The sequence below is a fragment of the Mesorhizobium sp. LNHC229A00 genome, assembly GCF_000502415.1.
In the GTDB taxonomy this organism is placed as follows: domain Bacteria; phylum Pseudomonadota; class Alphaproteobacteria; order Rhizobiales; family Rhizobiaceae; genus Mesorhizobium.
In genome coordinates this window covers 482,428-501,411 of the sequence record NZ_AYWQ01000006.1, presented here as the reverse complement: position 1 = coordinate 501,411, position 18,984 = coordinate 482,428, and the positions used below count along the sequence as shown (strand labels likewise).

At 63.1% G+C, this 18,984-nt stretch carries 13 protein-coding genes and 5 pseudogenes; 16 read left to right on the top strand and 2 right to left on the bottom strand.

What is annotated here, in order from left to right; all coding sequences use genetic code 11:
* Window positions 1-33: 33 nt before the first annotated feature.
* From X742_RS0136965 to X742_RS0136950, 12 genes and pseudogenes are all read left to right on the top strand, one after another.
* Window positions 34-222 (top strand): annotated as a pseudogene (locus X742_RS0136965) (type II toxin-antitoxin system MqsR family toxin); the annotation flags it as partial.
* A gap of 129 nt (window positions 223-351) precedes the next feature.
* Window positions 352-663, top strand: coding sequence for a type II toxin-antitoxin system MqsA family antitoxin (locus X742_RS01000000170125; protein WP_245275554.1), 312 nt, complete (start codon window positions 352-354; stop codon window positions 661-663).
* Between the two features lie 79 nt (window positions 664-742).
* Entirely contained in the window at window positions 743-2,728 is a 1,986-nt protein-coding gene (locus tag X742_RS154975) for a CocE/NonD family hydrolase (protein WP_023772374.1), read from the top strand.
* A gap of 154 nt (window positions 2,729-2,882) precedes the next feature.
* Window positions 2,883-4,469 (top strand): ABC transporter substrate-binding protein, encoded by a 1,587-nt coding sequence (locus tag X742_RS154980; RefSeq protein WP_023772373.1) that lies wholly within the window; start codon window positions 2,883-2,885, stop codon window positions 4,467-4,469.
* 16 nt (window positions 4,470-4,485) lie between these two features.
* Window positions 4,486-5,445: an ABC transporter permease gene (locus X742_RS154985; protein ID WP_023772372.1), complete on the top strand. Its 960-nt coding sequence runs from the start codon at window positions 4,486-4,488 to the stop codon at window positions 5,443-5,445.
* Between the two features lie 10 nt (window positions 5,446-5,455).
* A complete protein-coding gene (locus tag X742_RS154990; protein ID WP_023772371.1) occupies window positions 5,456-6,280 on the top strand; it encodes an ABC transporter permease in 825 nt (274 codons plus the stop codon).
* On the top strand, window positions 6,280-7,935 hold the full coding sequence (locus X742_RS154995; protein WP_023772370.1) for an ABC transporter ATP-binding protein: 1,656 nt from the start codon (window positions 6,280-6,282) through the stop codon (window positions 7,933-7,935). The genes X742_RS154990 and X742_RS154995 overlap by 1 nt, the downstream gene beginning before the upstream one ends.
* Before the next feature lie 8 nt (window positions 7,936-7,943).
* Window positions 7,944-8,194 (top strand): annotated as a pseudogene (locus X742_RS1000000172425) (peptide ABC transporter substrate-binding protein); the annotation flags it as partial.
* Window positions 8,195-8,275: 81 nt separating this feature from the next.
* The gene (locus tag X742_RS155000) at window positions 8,276-9,115 is read left to right on the top strand and encodes an alkaline phosphatase family protein (RefSeq protein ID WP_031247942.1); all 840 of its coding nucleotides are present in this window, start codon (window positions 8,276-8,278) and stop codon (window positions 9,113-9,115) included.
* A 181-nt stretch (window positions 9,116-9,296) separates the two neighbouring features.
* Entirely contained in the window at window positions 9,297-9,863 is a 567-nt protein-coding gene (locus tag X742_RS155005) for a sigma-70 family RNA polymerase sigma factor (protein ID WP_023772366.1), read from the top strand.
* A pseudogene (locus X742_RS01000000170120) lies at window positions 9,860-10,601 on the top strand (anti-sigma factor). Before X742_RS155005 ends, X742_RS01000000170120 begins: the two are co-directional and overlap by 4 nt.
* A gap of 446 nt (window positions 10,602-11,047) precedes the next feature.
* On the top strand, window positions 11,048-12,103 hold the full coding sequence (locus tag X742_RS0136950; RefSeq protein ID WP_245275540.1) for a S8 family serine peptidase: 1,056 nt from the start codon (window positions 11,048-11,050) through the stop codon (window positions 12,101-12,103).
* On the opposite strand, the pseudogene X742_RS01000000170115 reads toward X742_RS0136950, so the two are convergent.
* Window positions 12,075-12,609 (bottom strand): annotated as a pseudogene (locus X742_RS01000000170115) (hypothetical protein). The gene X742_RS0136950 and the pseudogene X742_RS01000000170115 overlap by 29 nt on opposite strands.
* Before the next feature lie 247 nt (window positions 12,610-12,856).
* Here X742_RS01000000170115 and X742_RS155010 point away from each other — a divergent pair.
* A complete protein-coding gene (locus X742_RS155010; RefSeq protein WP_023772364.1) occupies window positions 12,857-13,777 on the top strand; it encodes a LysR family transcriptional regulator in 921 nt (306 codons plus the stop codon).
* Window positions 13,778-13,822: 45 nt separating this feature from the next.
* On the opposite strand, the pseudogene X742_RS01000000170110 reads toward X742_RS155010, so the two are convergent.
* Window positions 13,823-14,919: pseudogene (locus X742_RS01000000170110) on the bottom strand (substrate-binding domain-containing protein).
* 363 nt (window positions 14,920-15,282) lie between these two features.
* On the opposite strand from X742_RS01000000170110, the gene X742_RS155015 reads away from it, so the two are divergent.
* The 3 genes from X742_RS155015 to X742_RS155025 all read left to right on the top strand — a co-directional run bounded on the left by X742_RS155015 (window position 15,283) and on the right by X742_RS155025 (window position 18,981).
* Window positions 15,283-16,638, top strand: coding sequence for an ABC transporter substrate-binding protein (locus X742_RS155015; RefSeq protein WP_023772363.1), 1,356 nt, complete (start codon window positions 15,283-15,285; stop codon window positions 16,636-16,638).
* A gap of 173 nt (window positions 16,639-16,811) precedes the next feature.
* The gene (locus tag X742_RS155020) at window positions 16,812-17,825 is read left to right on the top strand and encodes a sugar ABC transporter permease (protein ID WP_015314337.1); all 1,014 of its coding nucleotides are present in this window, start codon (window positions 16,812-16,814) and stop codon (window positions 17,823-17,825) included.
* A gap of 1 nt (window position 17,826) precedes the next feature.
* Window positions 17,827-18,981 carry a carbohydrate ABC transporter permease gene (locus X742_RS155025; RefSeq protein ID WP_023772362.1) on the top strand — a complete coding sequence of 385 codons (1,155 nt, stop codon included), beginning with the start codon at window positions 17,827-17,829 and terminating at the stop codon, window positions 18,979-18,981.
* Window positions 18,982-18,984: the final 3 nt, after the last annotated feature.

The following is an 18,984-nucleotide window of genomic DNA, read 5'->3' as shown; positions in this document are numbered from 1 at the left end:
GTCTCGACAATCGCCGCTTGGGTTACCCCTTTTATGGGGGCAAAACGCAGACCCACATACGATCTTGATGCAATCAAGACGACGTTTGGGTCTGTCGACACGCTGGCGATCACAACGTCCGCACTGCGGGATGCTGTTGGGCTGGGCTTCGATCGTGCCGGTGTGATCGAGGTGATCGAGGTGATCGACAGCATGACGCGGAAGATGTTTGTGAAGTCGATGACGACTTTCGCGGATCATCGAGTGTGGCAGGATGTCTATCACGTGCCAGCGCGTGATGGTCTCCCCCGAAACCGGAGAAACGTTGATGCGCGAAGTCCGTCCATTCACCGCACTTATAAGGGCGAGAGCATGATCGTCGACCTGCCCGGCTACTATCCGCCATCGGATGGCGAGGGTGTCCATGTCGGCGACGACATGGCCGCCGTTCATGCCGCGCTGCGCGCGCTCAAGGAGAAGATCGACGGCGGGCCGGCCCCGTCAACCATCCGCCGCATACGCACGAAGCTCAAGCTGTCGCAGCGCGAGGCCGGATCCTTGTTCAAGGTCGGCGAGAACGCCTTCGACAAGTATGAAAGAGGCTTGATCGAACCGAGTGGCCCGACCATTCAATTGATGACATTGCTGGAGAAACATCCCGAACTGCTCGACGAATTGCGGTAGCGGCACAGGTCGCATATTTCACTGCTCCAGTCGCGAATGGCGATTGAAAGTTCTTGTGGCGCGGAGCGTTATGCCTGCCATGAAAATCATCACCGAATTTCCCCGCAAGGTCGTCGAATTTCCCGATATGGGCATCGTCATGCCCGATGGCTGCCGGCTGTCGGCTCGGGTGTGGATGCCGGAGGATGCGGGCGACGATCCGGTGCCTGCCATCCTCGAGCACCTGCCCTACCGCAAGCGCGACGGCACGATCTTTCGCGATCAGCTTACCCATCCCTATTTCGCCGGCCACGGCTATGCTTCGATCCGCGTCGACATGCGCGGCAATGGCGATTCCGAAGGGCTGATGGACGACGAATATTCCGAGCAGGAACTGCAGGACGCCTGTGATGTCATCGCCTGGGCGGCGGCCCAGCCCTGGTGCAACGGCAATGTCGGCATGATGGGTATTTCCTGGGGCGGCTTCAACTGCCTGCAGGTGGCGGCCAAACAGCCGCCGGCGCTCAAGGCGGTGATCAGCCTATGCTCGACCGTCGACCGCTATGCCGACGACATCCACTACAAGGGCGGCTGCCTTTTGAACGAGAATTTCGGCTGGGCCTCGACCATGCTGTCCTATTCGTCGCGGCCGCCGGATCCGCTGATCGCCGGCGACAACAGATGGCGCGACCTCTGGATGACCCGGCTGGAGAACCAGTCGTTCCTCTTGCCGCTGTGGCTCAGCCATCAGCATCGCGACGGCTATTGGAAACGCGGTTCGATTTGCGAGGATTTCTCTGCCGTCAAGGCGGCTGTGCTGTCGATCGGCGGCTGGCACGACGGCTACCGCAACACGATCTCGCACCTCGTCACCAACATCGAGGCACCGGTCAAGGGCATCGTCGGGCCATGGATCCACAAATACCCACACTATGCCGGCCCCAAACCAGCCATCGGCTTCCTGCAGGAAGCGCTGCGCTGGTGGGATCGCTGGCTGAAGGGGTCCGAGACCGGCGTCGAGGCCGATCCCGACTACCGCGCCTATGTCATGGACAGCGTGCGTCCCGCGCGCTGGCATCCGGAGCGGCCCGGCCGCTGGATAGCCGAGCAGGAGTGGCCATCCTCCAACATAACGATTGAAGCGCTCGAGCTCATGGCCCCGCGTGCAGGATCTTCAACCGTCGCTTCGCCGCAAACCTGTGGGCTTGCCGGCGGCGAATACTTTCCTTTCACCTTCGGACCGGAACTGCCGGGCGATCAGCGCCCTGACGATGGGCTATCAGCCTGTTTCGACCAGCCTGAGCTCACCAAGCCGATCGAGATCGTCGGCGCGCCGGAGCTTGAGGTCCAGCTTGCCTCGGATCGGCCCCAGGCCAACATCGCTGTCCGGCTTTGCGACGTCCATCCCGACGGCGCCTCGGAACTGATCTCCTATGGCGTGCTCAATCTGACGCACCGCAACTCGCATGAATTCCCCGAGGCGCTGGTCCCCGGGGAGACGATTTCGGTACGTGTCGTGCTCGATCAATGCGCCTACCGCGTGCCGGCCGGCCATCGTCTGCGCGTCGCCGTTTCGACCGCCTACTGGCCCGCTATCTGGCCCTCGCCCGAGCCGGTACGACTGACCGTGTCGGCAGCCACGCTATCGGTGCCATTGCGCCTGCTGGCAACAGGCGACGAAGCCGTTTTCGCCGAGCCGGAAGGGGCTACGCCGTGGGCGACCGAGACGGTTCGGCCCGCCAATTCCGAACGCCATGTCGACCACGACGAAAAGACCGGGATTGTCACGCTGTCGATTACGGACGACTTCGGCGAAGTGCGCGATCTCGACCACGGACTGGTCAACGGCAGCATCGCCCGCGAAACCTGGACCATCCAACCTGACGATCCCCTGTCAGCCTCGGGAAAAACACACTGGACGCAGACCCTGTCGCGAAATGGATGGTCGGTCCGCACCGAGACATGGGCGCGGATGCGGTCGGACACGCAAAACTTCATCGTCAGCGCCCGAATCGAAGCCTATGAGGGCGAAAAACTCGTCTTCGAGCGCGATTTTGACGAAAAGGTCCCGCGTGCGCTTGTTTGAGCGTTGAAATCATTGATCCAAATGCGACGTGCGATTTACGCCACGGCATGTCGCATTCGGTCTTGCTTACCGCTTTCCCTTGCGGTCATTATTGCCTTTAACAAGAAGCAAGAAAATCGACCGTAGAGTCGAACCAACAGAGTGAGGAACTCAAATGTCAAACGAACTGGAATTCCTTAGCCGGCGGGTTGCGTCCGGCAAACTGAGCCGTCGTGATTTTCTCGGCCGGGCGGCAGCGCTCGGCATCACCGCACCCTTCGCCAACGCGCTGCTTTCGAGCGCGGCGCGGGCGGCGGGTCCGGTCAAGGGCGGTACGCTGAAGGCCGGCCTGGTCGGCGGTGAATCCACCAACAGCCTCGACCCGGCGCTGATGATGACGCAGGTGCCGTTCGCCTTCGGCAAGTGCTGGGGCGAAATGATCGTCGAGCTGTCGCCGGAAGGCAAGCTCGAGAATCGCATCGCTGAAGACATCGGCTCGTCCAAGGACGCCAAGACCTGGACGCTGAAGATTCGCGACGGCGTCGAATTCCACAACGGCAAGACGGTGACGGCGGAGGACGTGGCCGCCACGCTGGAGCGCCATTCGGACGAGAAGTCGAAATCCGGTGCGCTCGGCTACATGAAAGGCATCGACACCATCAAGGCCAGCGGCAAGGAAGTGGTGCTGACGCTGAAGGAGGCCAATGCCGACCTTCCCTATCTGCTCAGCGACTATCACCTGATCGTCCAGCCCAATGGCGGCAAGGACAAGCCCGATGCCGGCATCTCGGCAGGGCCGTACGTGGTCAAGACCAATGAGCCTGGCGTGCGCCATGGCGCAGAGCGCTTCGCCAATTACTGGCAGGGCGACAAGATGGGCCATGCCGACCAGATCGAGGTCATCGTCATCAATGACGCGACCGCCCGCACGGCAGCGTTGCAGGGCGGCCAGGTCAACATGATCAACCGCGTCGAGCCGAAGATCGTCGACCTGATCAAGCGCGTGCCGGGCGTGACCATCCGCAACCACGCCGGTCCCGGCCACTACGTGTTCATCATGCATTGCAACACGGCGCCGTTCGACAACAATGACCTCAGGATGGCGCTGAAGCTGGCGATCGACCGCGAGGAGATGCTGACCAAGGTGCTGCGCGGCTACGGCTCGCTCGGCAACGACTTCCCGATAAACGCGTCCTATCCGCTGTTCAGCGAGATCGAGCAGCGCAAGTACGATCCCGACAAGGCCAAGTTTCACTACAAGAAATCAGGCCATGACGGCACCGTGCTGCTCAGGACCTCGGACGTGGCCTTCCCCGGCGCCGTCGATGCGTCCCAGCTGTTCCAGCAGAGCGCGGCCAAGGCCGGCATCAAGATCGAGCTCAAGCGAGAGCCCGGCGACGGCTACTGGAACGAGGTCTGGAACAAGCAGCCCTTCTGCGCCTCCTATTGGGGCGGCCGCTCGACGCAGGACCAGATGTACTCGACCGCTTATCTGTCTACGGCAGACTGGAACGACACGCGTTTCAAGCGCCCGGACTTCGACAAGATGGTGCTGGCGGCGCGCGCCGAACTCGACGAGGCCAAGCGCAAGCAGATGTACCATGACATGGCTGTCATGGTCCGCGACGACGGCGGCCTGATCCTGCCGATGTTCAACCAGTTCATCGACGCCACCGGCGCCAAGGTCGATGGCTGGGTGGATGATCCGCACCAGGAACTGATGAACGGCTACGCCCTGGCGAAGTGCTGGCTGCAGGCCTGAGTCCGGCTTTGCAGAGATGTCTTCACCCATCCTGAAACTCATTGCCCAGCGCATTGCGCTGGGCATCCTCCTTCTGTTGGCCATTTCGGTCCTGATCTTCGCCGGCACGCAGATTCTGCCAGGCGATGTCGCGCAAGCCATTCTGGGACAATCCGCGACGCCGGAATCGCTCGCCAATCTGCGCGAGCAACTCGGGCTGAACGACCCGGCCTATGTCAGGTATTTCCACTGGCTCGGCGGCGTTTTGACAGGCGACCTCGGCACGGCGATGTCGAGCGGGCAGGATATCGCGACCTCGATCAAGTCGCGCTTGTGGAACACGCTGTTCCTCGCCTTCTGGGCGGCGATCGTGGCCGTACCGCTGGCCATCGTCCTGGGCCTGATCGCGGTGCGCTACCGCAATGGCTGGGTCGACAAGCTGATCTCCGGGCTGGCTCTGGCCTCGACCTCCTTCCCCGAATTCTTCATCGGCTATGTGCTGGTCTATTTCTTCGCCGTGAAGTGGCAGATTTTTCCCGGCATCTCGACTGTCTACGAAGGCATGCCCTTCGGTGAGCGGATGCAGGCGATCGCGCTGCCGGCGACGGCGCTGACGCTGGTGGTGCTCGCCCACATGATGCGCATGACGCGAGCGGCGATCCTCAATGTCATGCAGTCGGCCTATGTCGAGACGGCGGAACTGAAGGGCCTGTCGGCGTTCAACGTCATCCGCAAGCACGCCTTCCCCAATGCCATCGCGCCGATCATCAACGTCGTCATGCTCAACCTCGCCTATCTCATCGTCGGCGTCGTCGTGGTCGAGGTGATTTTCGTCTATCCCGGCATGGGACAATATCTCGTCGATCACGTCACCAAGCGTGACGTGCCGGTGGTACAGGCCGTCGGCCTGATCTTCGCCGCCGTCTACATCAGTCTCAACATCATCGCGGACATAGCGGCGATCGTCGCCAATCCGCGTCTCCGCCATCCGAAATAGGGGGGCTGATATGCTCGATATCAAACGCATCCCCATCCCTGCGCTGATCGGCATTGTCCTGACGGCACTGTTCGTGCTGGCGGCGATCTTCGCGCCTTGGATCTCACCGCATGACAACGCCGAAATTGTCGGCGATGTCTGGGAGCCGATGTCGGGGGCGCATTGGCTGGGCACCGACAATCTCGGCCGCGATTTGTTGTCCCGGATGATTTATGGCGCCCGCATCACCCTTTTTATCGCGGTGCTGGCCACCGCGCTGTCGTTCTCGCTCGGCGCCATACTTGGCTTTTCGGCGGCCGTGTTCGGCGGCTGGTTCGATACGATCCTGTCGCGCCTCGTCGATCTCCTGATGTCGATCCCGACACTGATCATGGGCCTGGTGGTGCTCTCAGTGCTGCCAACCAATCTGGTGACGCTGATCCTGGTGATGGGCATTCTCGACTCGACGCGCGTCTATCGCCTGTCGCGCGCGGTCGCCGTCGACATCAACGTCATGGACTATGTCGAGGCCGCCAAGCTGCGCGGCGAAGGCAGCGCCTGGATCATCTTCCGCGAAATCCTCCCCAACGCGCTGTCGCCGCTGATCTCCGAGCTCGGCCTGCGTTTCATCTATGCGGTGCTGTTCCTGTCGACGTTGTCCTTTCTCGGCCTCGGCGTGCAGCCGCCGGACGCCGACTGGGGCGGCATGGTGAAGGAGAACAAGGACGGCATCGTGTTCGGTATCGGCGCCGCGCTCATTCCCGCAGCCGCGATCGCAGCGCTGGCGATCTCGGTCAATCTTGTGGCCGACTGGGTCCTGAACCGCACGACAAGCCTGAAGGGAGGACGCGGATAATGGCCGACGGCAAGGCAAAGTCCACCCCTCTGCTCGACATCCGCAATTTGCGCATCGAGGCGACGGTCTATCCGCCAGGTGAGGCGCCGAAGAACATCGTGCTTGTGCACGATGTCTCGCTGACGCTGGAGAAGGGCAAGGTGCTCGGCCTGATCGGCGAATCCGGAGCCGGCAAGTCGACCATCGGCCTGTCGTCCATGGGCTATGGCCGTGGCGGCGTGCGCATCACCGGTGGCGAGGTGCTGCTCAACGGCCGCGACATCCTGAAGGGCGGCAAGGAAGGTTTCCGCAAGCTGCGTGGCCGCGAGGTCTGCTATGTCGCGCAGTCGGCGGCGGCCGCTTTCAACCCGGCGCACAGGCTGATGGACCAGGTGGTGGAAGCCACGCTGCTGCACGGGACGGCGACACGGGCGGAGGCCGAGAAACGCGCGGTCGCGCTGTTCAAGAAGCTCAGCCTGCCGAACCCGGAAGCCATCGGCGAACGCTTTCCGCACCAGGTGTCAGGCGGCCAGCTGCAGCGTGTCATGACAGCGATGGCGCTATGCTCGGAGCCTGACCTGATCGTCTTCGACGAGCCGACCACGGCGCTCGACGTGACGACTCAGATCGACGTGCTGGCGGCGATCAAGGACGCCATCCGCGACACCCATGTGGCGGCGCTCTACATCACGCATGATTTGGCCGTCGTCGCCCAGGTCTCGGACGAGATCATGGTGCTGCGTCACGGCCGGCTGGTCGAATGGGGCGGCACCCGCCAGATCATCAAGGAACCGCGCCAGGAATACACCAATGCGCTGGTTTCGGTGCACGAGATCGAACATGCCGAGCAGAACCCCGGCACCACACCATTCCTGTCGGTCAAGAACGTCACCGCCGCCTATGGCGGCGGCCAAGTCAAGGTGCTGAAGAACGTTTCGGTCGATATCTATCCCGGCCAGACACTGGCGGTGGTTGGCGAATCCGGCTCCGGAAAATCGACGCTGGCGCGCGCGATAACCGGACTTTTGCCACCCGAGCAAGGCACCGTCACGTTCGACGGACGCCCCTTGGCCAACCGGCTTGCCGACCGGCCGAAGGAGGATTTGCGCCAGCTGCAGATGATCTATCAGATGGCCGATGTGGCGATGAACCCGCGCCAGACCGTCGGCACCATCATCGGCCGGCCGCTCGAATTCTATTTCGGCATGCGCGGCAAACAGCGCGATGCCCGCGTCGCCGAACTGCTCGACAAGATCGAAATGGGCAAGGGCTTTGTCGACCGTTACCCGGCCGAGCTTTCCGGCGGCCAGAAACAGCGTGTCTGCATCGCCCGCTCGCTTGCGGCAAAACCCAAGCTGATCATTTGTGACGAGGTGACCTCGGCGCTTGACCCCTTGGTGGCGCACGGCATCCTAAAGCTTCTGCTTGAACTGCAGAAGGAGGAGAACGTCGCCTATCTGTTCATCACCCACGATCTGGCGACGGTGAAGTCGATCGCGGATTCGATCGCTGTGATGTATCGCGGCGAGGTGGTGCGCTATGGTTCGAAAAGCAAGGTGCTGACGCCCCCCTTCGATGACTACACCGACCTTCTCTTGTCATCGGTCCCGGAGATGGAGATCGGCTGGCTGGAAAAGGCGATCAAGGGGCGGCGCATGGCCAGCGCGGGGAACTAGCGCAGTTCGACACGCGCTTTAAGCGGCCGGGATTCGACAAGATGCTGTTCACCGCGCGCGGCGAGCTCGACCAGGACAAGCGTAAGGCGATCCACCACGACATGGCGGTCATGATGCGCGACGAAGGGGCCGGATCGTGCCCTTCTTCAACCAGTTCATCGACGCGGCCGCTACCAACAAGATCAGCGGCTGGGTCAAGAACCCGATCGGCGAAATGATGGATGGGTATGCGCTGGGAGAATGGTGGCTGAACGCCTGACATCTGTCTCATATTGAAAAGCGCCGCGTGTCGAACGACACGCGGCGCATCGTTTCAACAGACAATCGCATGGAGCACCCCGTGGCGATCCAATCCAAGCTTCTGCTGATCATCCTCGATGGCGTTCCCTACCGCAACTGGCGCCGGCTGATGGGCAATCTCGAGGGCTGGGTGCAATCGGGCGAGGCGCGGGTGTGGAAGATGCGCTCGGTGCTGCCGTCGACCTCTGCCTGTTGCTATGCCTCGATCCACACCGGCGTCTCGCCGCAGGTGCACGGGATCCTGTCCAACGAGAACCGGTTCCGCGTCGGACAGCCCGATATCTTCTCGGAAGTCAGCAAGGCCGGCGGCAGGACCGGCGCGGTCACCCACTCCTACTGGTCGGAATTCTTCCGCTCCTACCCGTTCGATCTCATCGAGGACATGGAATATGACGAGCCCGGCGGACCGATCACGCATGGCCGCTTCCACACCATGACCGGCTACAATCTCAAGAACCAGATGACGCCGAGCGATGTCGACCTGTTCGCGACGCTGACCATGCTCACCCGGCGCCACCGCATCGACTACGGCATCCTGCACACCTGCACGCTGGACTCGATGGGCCACCGCTTCGGTCATGACTGCCACGAGATGGACCAAGCCTGCTACGCCATGGACGGCATGCTGGCGGCCTTCCTGCCGGGCTGGATCGAAGCCGGCTACGAGGTCATGGTCACCGCCGACCATGGCCAGACCGACCGCGGCCACCATGGCGGCCATGACGACGAGATGCAGGATTTCGCGCTGTATTATTTCGGACAGGGCAAAGGGCCGGAAGCCGATACGCTGCTCGACCAGTTGCAACTGGCGCCGACGGTGTTGAGCCGGCTGGGAGTGCCGGTGCCGGCGACCATGAAGGCGAAGGCTTTTCTCACCTGATCGAGCGGCTGGCGCCTACCCTCATCCGCCTGCCGGCACCTTCTTCGCGTAAACGGGACGAAGGGATGCTCTGGCAACCGCCCAGATCTTCGGTTAGCCTCGCAAAATTCCTTGGCGGAGGATGAACCTTTTTGGACCGATCGGCGACAGAGCAGACAGGAGCCAGGCGGCTCGACCGGCCATGACAGCGGCGACGGAGACCGATCGCGCGCTTGTCGACCGGGTCGCGAAGGGCGACCGGGCCGCCGTGCGGCTCCTGTTCATGCGTCACCACGCGCGGGTCTACCGCTTCGTGGCGCGCCAGACAGGATCGGAAATGATGGCTGACGATATCGCGAACGAGGTGTTTCTCGAACTGTGGCGCCAGGCGCCAGGTTTCGAAGGGCGGTCCGAAGTCTCGACATGGCTGCTCGGCATCGCCCGCTTCAAGGCGCTGTCGCTGCTGCGCAAGAAGAAAGAAGACTGGATCGACGACGAGGCCGCCGCCGCGGTGCCCGACAGCGCCGACACGCCCGAGGTCGTCACGATGAAGGAGGATAAGGCCGCCGCCTTGCGCCGCCTGATTGACGCCCTGCCCGAGGAGCACCGCACGGTGATCGACCTCGCTTATTATCAGGGCCAATCGGTGACCGAGATCGCCGAGGTGCTCGACATTCCGGTCGCGACCGTCAAGACCCGCATGTTCTACGCCCGCAAGAAACTCGGCGAAGCCCTGAAGGCCGCCGGTTACGACAGGGGGTGGCCATGAGCGCCGCTGAAAAGATGTCGCGCCGCGACGAAATGGAAACGCTGCTGCCGTTCTACCTGAACGGCTCGCTGGAAGGTTCGGATCTGGAAGCCGTCGAAGAATGGCTGGCCAACGATCCCTCGGCACTTGCCGCGCTTGGCGAGGCGGAAGCCGAGTTCTCCGGCACGTCGGCGGCCAATGAAGCGATCCGCCCACCGGCCGATGCGCTCAGCCGCTTCGCCAAGGCGCTGGACGCGGAGGCCGGGCCTGCACGCGGGCCGGCAGGATCGTCCTGGCTGGCGCAGGCCTGGGGCCGTTTCATGGCGGTGCCGGTCGGCGTCGCCTGGGCGGCGGCCGCGGTTCTGCTGGCGTTGATCGCGGTGCAGTCGCTGGTGCAGCCCGGCGGCAAGGGCGGCAATTTCGAGATNCGCGGTTCTGCTGGCGTTGATCGCGGTGCAGTCGCTGGTGCAGCCCGGCGGCAAGGGCGGCAATTTCGAGATTGCCGGCGCACAAGACGATCTGGCCAAATTGCCGTTTGCGCTGGTCAAGTTCAAGCCGGAAGCCAGGATGGCCGACATTGCCGTCTTCCTCGACGCCAACAAGCTCAAGATCATCGGCGGACCGACCGCCGACGGCGTCTTCAGGCTCGCCATTCCGGCGACGACAGCCGCCGACTACGAGAGGGCGCGCAGCCTTATTGCCGCCCAGCCTTTCGCCGAGACTGTGATCGAGGGAAGGAAACCTGTTGATGGCGGCTGAGGCGGTCATTCGATTTGCGGCTATCCTTGCGGCGGCGATGACAATCGCCGCCGTGCCTGCGTCGGCGCAGACCAACGACGGTAATCCCGAGCGGGCCATAATCGATTGCAGCAACGAGGCCAATGCAACGGCGGCCGACTGCCTCAAGGACGGCGGCGCCACCGAAAACGGGGCGGGCACGGCCCAGGCCAGCGCCGTTTTTCTGCCCGCCTTGATCGTCGACCTTTTCCCCAATCCGGCCGCCCCTCCCGCGCCGGTGCCGACACCGCGGCCGAAGCCCGCGACTTCCCCCGGGGGCAACCAGGCCGGCCCGCCAGCAAGTGGACCGATCGTCTCGCCGACCGATCTCNCCCGCGACTTCCCCCGGGGGCAACCAGGCCGGCCCGCCAGCAAGTGGACCGATCGTCTCGCCGACCGATCTCATCGCCGTCCAGTCTCGGCGCGCCGTGACCGGGGACTTCGTGCCGGACGAGGTGCTGGTGACGGTCGATGGCGATGCCGGCGCCGTGCAGCAGATCGCCGCTTCCTTCGGCCTAGAAGTGCGCTCGCAGCGCCAGTCCCGGCTGCTTGGCGCCACTTTGGTGCGTTTCGGCATTCCCGATGGCCGCCCTGTCGGCGTGGTGCTGGCGCAGCTAGCCGGCGACGGCCGCACGCGGCGCCGCGAGCCCAACCACATCTACTCGCTGCAGCAGGCGGCCGGCATCGTCAACTATGCCTTCGACCGCATCGCGCTCGACGCCAAACAGGCCAGCGGCGAGAACGTGCGCGTCGCCGTCATCGATACCGGCATCGACGATAGCAATCCGGCGCTTGCCGGGGTCATTGCCGCGCAGTTCGATGCCATGCCGGACGTGCCGATCGAAAAGCGCGACCACGGCACTTCGATCGACGGTCTGATTGCCGGCGTCGGCCAGCTGGAAGGCATGGCGCCGGGCGCCAGGATTTACCATGCGCGCGCCTTCGAGGGCGGCAAGTCGACCATGGACGTCATCTTGTCGGCGCTCGACTGGGCGGCGGACCAGAATGTCAGCATCATCAATATGAGCTTCGTCGGGCCGAAGAACGACCTGCTCGGTACTGCCTGCCGCAATGCACGGGCGCTTGGCATGGTGTTGGTGGCGGCGGCCGGCAATAACGGGCCGAAAGCGCCCTATGGCTATCCGGCCGCCTTTGACGGCGTCATCGCCGTGACGGCCACGGATGCCAAGGACGGACTGATGCCGCAGGCCAATCGCGGCGCCTATGTGTTCATCTCGGCGCCGGGCGTCGAGATGGTGGCGCCGAGCGGCGGCGGCTCGGACGTCGTCACCGGCACCTCGTTTGCCGCGGCAATCGTCAGCGGCGCCATCGCCAACCTCATCCATGCCACGCCCGACCGCTCGGCCGACGACATCGAGAAGGCGCTTGCGGCGACCGCGAAGGATCTCGGGCTTAAGGGGCGCGACAATGATTTCGGCTACGGCCTGCTGGACCTCAAGGCTGCGGGGACGGCGAAGGAATAGCCCGCGACGGCTCAGGCCGCGCTTTGCTGGGACGAAGCAGGAACCAGAACGCGGCGATGTGCGTAATCATCAGCAGCGGCACGTAGATGATCGGGATCGCATAGGTGGCTCCCAACTGCTCCGCGTGCTCGGGAAGTCCGGCCTGGATGGCGTGGTAATAGTCGACAACGAGGTCGGCCATTCCGACGAGATTGAAGGCGACGATGAATGCCCAGAAGAGCGGGCGAACTCTGACTGTCAGCAATGCCAGTATGGGCCAGCACTCCGGTGGCGAAGTCTCCATAGGCGGCGAACATGGCGAAGCCGGCAGGCAGATTGGGGCCGACGACTCCCGGAAGCAGGAAGACGAGCCCGAAGAAGCGGAAACTGTGCAGCGTGGCAATGGCGCGTTGCGCCGCCATCCGATCCAGCGAGTCCAGCCATGGCAGGCCATAAGCACCGAAGCAAAGCAGCCATGCGACATAGCCCAGGACGAGCTGGATCTGGAACAGCATCTGCGTTGACATCGGTTTCCTCTCAACAGGTGGCCGTGCGGNGTTGCGCCGCCATCCGATCCAGCGAGTCCAGCCATGGCAGGCCATAAGCACCGAAGCAAAGCAGCCATGCGACGTAGCCCAGGACGAGCTGGATCTGGAACAGCATCTGCGTTGACATCGGTTTCCTCTCAACAGGTGGCCGTGCGGTCCTGCGCACTTCGATCGTTAGCTAAGACTGCTTTCATGGTTCGGCCATCCGCTGTAATCAGAACAGCCTATGAAGCAGAGCTACACAATCCGGCACGGTGCGTTAGACGGGGTCGAGGTGTTCCTGGCCGTCGCGCGGCATCGTAGCTTCCGCCGTGCCGCGGCCGAGCTGGCGGTGACGCCGTCCGCGGTGAGCCAGGCGGTCCGCGCGCTGGAAGCACGCATTGGTGCGGCCCTGTTTGCCCGCACGACCCGAAGCGTCGGCCTGACCGAGGCTGGCCAGCGGTTCCTCGACCGAGCCGGACCTGCCTTCGAAGAGATCATGGCCGCGGGCGAGGTCGCCCGCGATGTCGGCCAGCGGCCGACCGGGCTTTTGCGGCTGTCCGTGCCCCGCGCGGTCGTGCCGCTGATCCTGGAACCGATGATCGCGTCGTTCTGCCGGACCTATCCCGAGATCGAACTGGAGATCGCCGCCAGCGACGAGATGGTCGATCTCGCCGCCGGCGGATTCGATGCCGGCATCCGGCTAGGCCAGTTCATCGCACCCGACATGATCGCGGTGCGGCTGACGCCGCCATTCTCCTTCGTGGTCGTCGGCAGCCCGGACTATCTCGAGCGCCACGGCCAGCCCGAACAGATCACCGATCTGCGCCACCACGCCTGCCTGCGCCTGCGCCGCGCGAACGGCGCCGTCGCGCCCTGGTCCTTCGTCGACGGCAACGGGGCTATCGAGGCGGTCGTCTCGGGCCCGCTGATCGCGCATGACTATCCAACCTTGCTAGGGGCCGCGATCCAAGGCGTCGGCCTGGCGCAGACGCCTCGGCCCGTCGCCGACGGCGCAATAGAACAGGGAAAACTCAAACCGGTGCTGGAGGACTTTGCCGGCGCGACACCGGGCGTCTTCCTTTATCATCCTGGCAAGCGCCAGGTCCTGCCGAAGCTGCGCGCCTTCATCGATCATTTTAAGCCCGCGGGCCGAGACAATGGGTAGAGGCAGCGAAGAAGTCGTTCCAGCAATTGACCCTGCTGGCGGTGGTCAGGCCGGCGCGCCGGCGACCGACCCCCTGACCACCAGGTCGACCGGCCAGACCTCGCCGTGCGCGCCCTCCTCAAGTCCCGATATCCGTGCCGCGAGCCGCTCGGCGATGCGTGCGCCGGCCAACCGGATCGACGACCGCGTCGTCGACAGCGGCACGGAAAAATTCTCCGGCTTCAGCCAGGGAAAAACGTCGTCATGGGCAATCAGCGAGACGTCGCCGGGAATGCTGAGGCCAAGGTCGCGCACCGCGCGCACGACGCCGAGCGCCATGATCAGGCTGGAGCAGGCGATTGCCGTCGGCGCGCCGTCCTGTTCGAGCAGGCGCCGGGCGGCGCGATAGCCGTTCTCCTCGGTCATGACGAGTGAGCAGACATTGCGATCGTCCAATGCCAGGCCACTCGCGGCCAGCGCCCGGCGCAGGCCGCGCTCGCGGTGGATGGCAAAGGTCTCGCGGTCGTCGCCATTGATCAGCGCCAGCCGCCGGTGGCCAAGCTGGACGAGCAGCCGCGCGGCCTCGTGGAAGGCGCCTTCATTGTCGATGTCGAGATAGGGATAGTCGAAATCGAAACCTTCGCTTCGGCCATGGACGATGAAAGGAATGCCGAGCGTATTGACCAGCGCCACGCGGCTGTCCTGCGGCCTTGGCGAAGAGATGTAGACGGCATCGACCTGCCGGTTGGCGACGATGCGGCGGTAGGTCGTTTCCTGGTCATCGGCATCGGTCGGTGACAGGACAAGATCGAGCTCATGTGATCGGGCATAGTCGCCAAGACCCGACAGGAATTCGACGAAATGGGGATCGATGTCNCAAGATCGAGCTCATGTGATCGGGCATAGTCGCCAAGACCCGACAGGAATTCGACGAAATGGGGATCGATGTCGACGGCTGCACCCGTCGGCAGGACGTAGCCGATCATTCCGGACTTGCCGGTGGCCAGCCGGCGCGCACTCGGATTGGGTCGATAGCCGTGGCGCTTGGCGGCGTCCATGACACGCCCGCGGGTTTCCTCGTTGACTTCGGGATAGCCGTTCAGCGCCCGGCTTACCGTGGTCTGGGAAAGCGCCAGCATATGCGCGAGTTGCTTGAGGTTCACGAGAGGCCTCCCTGCCTCAAAGCGCTTTTAAATTGAATCGACCCAACGCCACAAGTGCATGGCGAATGCCGCCAGGACCATAAGCGTGCCGGGGCCGGGTTTGAAACGAAAATTGCTGCTGCAGTGCCGAAAAAGCATGTTGCGGTGCAAATTTCGAGCCAGGGCGGGCGGCGACTAAATCGATTAGTTCCTGCTCCCCCTTGACTCTCGCCCGATTCAGTGGCGAGATCAACAAAGCCAAAGCGCTTTGGAAGACTGTACTAAAGGTTGCGGTTCCCTTGCGACTGAGTCACAGTCCCGCGGCGTCGGCGGGGCGGAATGGAGGTTCCGTCCGGTGTGTATGACCCACTGGGAGGAATACCGATGAAGAGAATGCTTTTGCTGGGTGTTGCGTCTGCCGCATTCGCCCTGAGCGCGCCCGCGCATGCCGAACTGAAGTTCAAGCCGGGCGAGGACAAGCGCTTCAACTGGGCGAATTACGAGGACCTCAAGAAAGTCGATCTCAAGGGCGAGACGCTGACCATCTTCGGACCGTGGCGTGGCGAGGACGAGACGCTTGTCCGGTCGGTACTCGATTATTTCTCCGAAGCCACCGGCGCGGAGGTCAAATATTCCTCGTCCGAGAATTACGAGCAGCAGATTGTCATCGACACGCAGGCCGGCAGCCCGCCCAACATCGCGGTCCTGCCGCAGCCTGGCCTCATCCAGGACCTTGCTTCCAAGGGCGTGCTGACCCCGCTCGGCGACGACGTCGCAGCCTGGGTCAAGGAGAATTACGCCGCCGGCGACTCCTGGGCCAAGCTCGGCACTTACAACGGCAAGGACGGCAAGCCAGGCTTCTATGCCTTTCCCTACAAGATCGACGTGAAGGGGCTGGTCTGGTACTCGCCCGACAATTTCGAGGAAGCCGGCTACAAGGTGCCGAAGACGCAGGAAGAACTTGCCGAGCTCGAGAAGAAGATCATCGCCGATGGCGGCAAGCCGTGGTGCATCGGGCTTGGTTCAGGCGGCGCGACGGGCTGGCCGGCGACCGACTGGGTCGAGGACATCATGCTGCGCACGCAGACTCCCGAAGTCTACGACAAGTGGGTGAAGAACGAGATTCCGTTCAACGACCCGGCCGTGGTCAACGCGATCGACATCTTCGGCAAGATCGCCACGGACGACAAGATGGTCGACGGCGGCGCCAAGGCCGTCGCGGCGACCGACTTCCGCGACAGCCCGAAGGGCCTCTTTACCGTACCGCCGAAATGCTACATGCACCATCAGGCGTCGTTCATCCCCTCCTTCTTCCCGGAGGGCGTGAAGCTTGGCCAGGATGCCGACTTCTTCCCCTACCCGCCCTACGCCGCCAAGCCGGAGCTCGGAACGCCGCTGGAAGTCGCCGGAACGCTGGTAATGATCACCAAGGATTCCAAGGCATCGCGCGAATTCATCAAGTTCCTGCAGATGCCGCTCGCGCATGAATTGTGGATGGCACAGAAGAGCTTCGTCACGCCCTTCAAGGGGGCCAACAAGGACGCCTATGGCAGCGATGCGCTGAAGAAGCAGGGCGAGATCCTGGTCGGCGCCACGACGGTGCGCTTCGACGGCTCCGACCTGATGCCCGGCAAAGTCGGCGCCGGCTCGTTCTGGACCGGCATGATCGACCTGGTCGGCGGCAAGTCCGCGCAGGAGGTCGCCACCGACATCCAGAAGAGCTGGGACGCCATCAAATAGGCCGCTCCGGCGCGACCTAATCCTTCCTCATCTTGCTACTGGATCCGGGCTACGGCCCGGATCCGACCGGCGGGGCACGCCGGAAGCTTCGCGTTTCGATTGTTCCGAATAACTGAAAGTCGGTGCATCGGTCGCCAGCATCGCTGGCCGGTCATGCGCAGGGAGAGGGACCCATGGCGGCTCAGATTTTCTCGGCAATATTCGTCATCATCATCGGCGTCGGCGGCTGCGTCGCCTATTTCTGGGGCGCCAACAAACTGCTTGACCTGATCTTCCCCGCGCGCGGGGTGTCCGGAACGGCCGCCGTCAACAATCTGCGCCGGCAGGGATTGGTGCGGCCCTGGTTGTTCGTGGGTCCGGCGCTGATCATCCTGACCATCTACCTGGTCTATCCGGTAATCGCGACGCTATGGCTGTCCTTCTTCGATCGCGGCGGCACGAGTTTCGTGGGATTCGCCAACTATGAATGGGCGTTGCGCGATCCGGATCTGCGAAACGCCATCCGCAACAACATATTGTGGCTGGCGGTGGTGCCGGCGGCCTGCACCTTCCTCGGCTTGATCATCGCCGTGCTCACGGACAAGATATGGTGGGGAACGATCGCCAAGAGCCTGATCTTCCTGCCGTTGGCCATCTCCTTCGTCGGCGCCAGCGTGATCTGGAAGTTCATCTACGAATATCGTGGCCAAGGCCAGATCCAGATCGGCCTTCTCAACGCCATCATCCAGTATTTCGGCGGCCAACCGCAGGTCTGGATATCACTGCCGTTCTGGAACAACTTCTTCCTGATGGTCATCCTGATCTGGATCCAGACCGGCTTCGCCATGGTCATCCTGTCCTCGGCGTTGCGCGGCATCCCCGAAGAAACACTGGAAGCCGCGGTCATAGACGGCGCCAACCCGTTCCAGATCTTCTGGAAGATCATGGTGCCACAGATCTGGGGCACCATCGCGGTGGTATGGACCACCATCACCATCCTGGTGCTGAAAGTGTTCGACATCGTCCTGACCATGACCAACGGTCAATGGAACAGTCAGGTGCTGGCCAATCTGATGTTCGACTGGATGTTCCGCGGCGGCGGCGATTTCGGCCGCGGCGCGACCATCGCCATCATCATCATGATTGCCGTCATTCCGATCATGGTCTGGAACATCCGCCAGGCCAACAAAGAGACGGGAGGGCACTGAGATGGCCGTCGCGACCGGAAATTCCTTCGCCAGCCGTTTCGGCGTCCATATCGCGGTGCTCGTCTTCGTGGTGATCTGGACCATCCCCACGCTCGGCATCCTCGTCTCGTCGCTGCGCGACAAGGACCAGATCATCGCCTCGGGTTGGTGGAATTCCTTCGCCAGTTCCAGCCAGACAGAAGCCGGGCGACTGCCGGCCGCCTCCACACAAGTAGAAAAGGACGGCAAGTTCGTTCTCCAGGGCAACATCTTCGGCGACGGGGCCAAGCGCGCGATAAGCGCCTTCGGCGTCAAGGCGGCGGCACCGACGCAATATCCTGCCGGCACATCAGCCGATCTCGGTGACGGGGTGACCCTGCGGCTCAACGCGGACGGCAGCTTCGTCATGGCCTCGCCAAAGGCGTTCGAGGGCGACCGGGGCCAGCGCGTCTACTACGCTTCGTCGGCGCCGCCGAAATTCACCACCGACAATTATCAGACCGTGCTGTTTTCCGAAGGCATCGGCCGCTCCTTCATGAATTCGCTAACGGTCACCATCCCGGCGACCGTCATCCCGATCCTGATCGCGGCCTTTGCGGCCTACGCACTGGCCTGGATGCGCTTTCCAGGCCGCGCGCTCCTGATCGCCGTCGTCATCGGCCTGCTGGTGGTGCCGCTGCAGATGTCGCTCATTCCGCTCCTGAAGCTCTACAACGGCGTCGGCACGTTCTTCGGCGTGCCGTCCAAGACCTATCTCGGCATCTGGCTGGCGCATACCGGCTTCGGCCTGCCCTTCGCCATCTATCTCTTGCGAAGCTATATTGCCGGGCTACCGCGCGAGATCATGGAATCGGCGCGCATCGACGGCGCCAGCGATTTCGAGATCTTCGTCAAGATCGTGCTCCCGCTGTCCTTCCCGGTGCTTGCCTCCTTCGCCATCTTCCAATTCCTGTGGGTATGGAACGATCTCCTGGTGGCAATGGTTTTCCTCGGAACGGCGCCCGATCAGATCGTGCTGACGGCCAAGCTCAATGCGCTGCTTGGCTCGCGTGGCGGCAACTGGGAGATCCTGACGACATCGGCCTTCATCACGATCATCGTGCCGCTGATCGTCTTCTTCTCGCTGCAGCGTTATTTCGTCCGCGGGCTGCTGGCCGGCTCGGTGAAAGGAGGTTGAGAC

What these genes read in the sequence shown, in the direction of transcription:
- X742_RS01000000170125 (WP_245275554.1), top strand. Translation starts at nt 352, where the DNA reads ATGATCGTCGACCTGCCCGGCTACTATCCGCCATCGGATGGCGAGGGT.
- X742_RS154975 (WP_023772374.1), top strand. Translation starts at nt 743, where the DNA reads ATGAAAATCATCACCGAATTTCCCCGCAAGGTCGTCGAATTTCCCGAT.
- X742_RS154980 (WP_023772373.1), top strand. Translation starts at nt 2,883, where the DNA reads ATGTCAAACGAACTGGAATTCCTTAGCCGGCGGGTTGCGTCCGGCAAA.
- X742_RS154985 (WP_023772372.1), top strand. Translation starts at nt 4,486, where the DNA reads ATGTCTTCACCCATCCTGAAACTCATTGCCCAGCGCATTGCGCTGGGC.
- X742_RS154990 (WP_023772371.1), top strand. Translation starts at nt 5,456, where the DNA reads ATGCTCGATATCAAACGCATCCCCATCCCTGCGCTGATCGGCATTGTC.
- X742_RS154995 (WP_023772370.1), top strand. Translation starts at nt 6,280, where the DNA reads ATGGCCGACGGCAAGGCAAAGTCCACCCCTCTGCTCGACATCCGCAAT.
- X742_RS155005 (WP_023772366.1), top strand. Translation starts at nt 9,297, where the DNA reads ATGACAGCGGCGACGGAGACCGATCGCGCGCTTGTCGACCGGGTCGCG.
- X742_RS155010 (WP_023772364.1), top strand. Translation starts at nt 12,857, where the DNA reads ATGAAGCAGAGCTACACAATCCGGCACGGTGCGTTAGACGGGGTCGAG.
- X742_RS155015 (WP_023772363.1), top strand. Translation starts at nt 15,283, where the DNA reads ATGAAGAGAATGCTTTTGCTGGGTGTTGCGTCTGCCGCATTCGCCCTG.
- X742_RS155020 (WP_015314337.1), top strand. Translation starts at nt 16,812, where the DNA reads ATGGCGGCTCAGATTTTCTCGGCAATATTCGTCATCATCATCGGCGTC.
- X742_RS155025 (WP_023772362.1), top strand. Translation starts at nt 17,827, where the DNA reads ATGGCCGTCGCGACCGGAAATTCCTTCGCCAGCCGTTTCGGCGTCCAT.